We start from the raw sequence: 1,693 nt of genomic DNA, 5'->3' as shown, positions 1-1,693 counted from the left end.
TGCCGCTCAAACAACACAGACAACGGAGCCACCACCACATCAGACCCCACCCCCTGCCACCCCGACAGAAGATCCCGCAACTCCCCCACCGCCAGAATGTCCACCGACCCCACCAACACATCAGGATCAGCAACCACACCCACCAACAAACGACGCAAATACACCACGAACGACTCAACCGTCGAACGATCAAACAAATCCGTCGCAAACTCAAAGACACCGCTCAACCCGGCCGGCGTGCCCTGCTGGGTGAACTTCTCCGATATGCCGAGGGACAGGTCGAACTTGGCAGTGTCCGCGGCGAATTCCACGAGACTCAGAGTGAGCCCCTTGAGCCGGAGTTCCGCCTGCGCGTTGTTCTGGAAGGCGAGCGCGACCTGGAAGAGCGGGTGGCGGGACATGGAACGCGTCGGGTCGATCACCTCGACGAGGCGTTCGAAGGGCACGTCCTGGTGCTCGTGCGCGGAGAGGACGGACGTGCGCACCTGTGCGAGGAGTCCGCGGAAGGTGGGGTTGCCGGAAAGGTCCGTGCGCAGAACGAGGGTGTTGACGAAGAACCCGACCAGATCGTCCAGCGCCTCGTCCGTGCGGCCGGCGATGGGCGCGCCGATCGGGATGTCCGTGCCCCCGCCCAGGCGCGACAACAGCGCGGCGAAGGCAGCCTGGACGACCATGAACATGCTCGCGCCCGACTCGCGCGCCAACGCGGCGAGACCAGCGTGCAGTTCTGCGTCGATCTCCACGGGCACACGGTCACCGGAGTACGAGGCCGTGGCAGGCCGTGCCCGGTCCGTCGGCAGTTCGAGCTGCTCCGGGAGGTCCGCGAGCGCCTCGGTCCAGTAGGTCACCTGCCGGCTCACCACGCTGTCCGGGTCGGACTCCTCCCCCAGCAGTTTCCGTTGCCAGAGCGTGTAGTCGGCGTACTGGACCGGCAGCGGCTCCCAGTCCGGGACACGGCCCTCAGCCCGTGCCTCGTACGCGACCGCGACGTCCCGCGCCAGCGGTGCCATGGACCAGCCGTCTCCCGCGATGTGGTGAAGCACCAGCACCAGGACGTGCGAGTCGCCGCTCAGGAGAAACAGGCGAGCGCGGATCGGAACGTCGACGGTCACGTCGAACCCGACCTGTCGGAAGGAGACGATGAGTTCGTCCAACTCGTCCTCGGACGTGGGGATCACGTCCAGCCCCGTCCATGCCTGCCCGGTGTCGAGGATCCTCTGGAACGGCGTGCCGTCCTCTCCCTCGGGGAAGACGGTGCGCAGGCTCTCGTGCCGCTCCACTACGTCGCGCAGAGCAGCGGCCAGCGCCTCGCGGTCGAGTTCACCGCTCAGACGGAGTGCGATGGGGAGGTTGTACGTCGAAACGCCTGCTCCCTCAAAGCGGTTGAGGAACCAGAGACGACGCTGCGAAAAGGAAAGAGGAATCATCACTTCTCCTGGGGGCGCGGCATCCGCCGCAGAGCGGGCCGGCGGGACTTCTCTGCCGCCCCCAACCGTTCACTGAGGCTGGCGACATCGGGAGCTTCGAACAGGGTCCGAAGCGGAATTTCTACGTTTAGTTCGGTGCGGATGCGGCTGACGATGCGGGTGGCGAGGAGAGAGTGACCGCCCAGATCGAAGAAACTGTCATCGATCCCCACCTTGTCCAGACCCAGAACTTCAGCGAACACCGCACACAGAACTTCCTCACGCGG

2 protein-coding genes are annotated in these 1,693 nt (G+C 65.4%); both read right to left on the bottom strand.

The window, feature by feature from the left end; genetic code table 11:
• A partial coding sequence (locus ACZ6S6_RS37620; RefSeq protein ID WP_469709522.1) for a condensation domain-containing protein occupies positions 1–1,427 on the bottom strand: 1,427 nt, incomplete at its 3' end.
• Positions 1,427–1,693: phosphopantetheine-binding protein (locus ACZ6S6_RS37615; RefSeq protein ID WP_469709520.1), on the bottom strand; the 267-nt coding region annotated here is incomplete at its 5' end. The genes ACZ6S6_RS37620 and ACZ6S6_RS37615, both read right to left, overlap by 1 nt.

The organism is Streptomyces sp. NPDC048671 (genome assembly GCF_055587045.1).
Note: the sequence above shows the minus strand (reverse complement) of the source record. Positions and strands in the feature narration are given on the sequence as shown.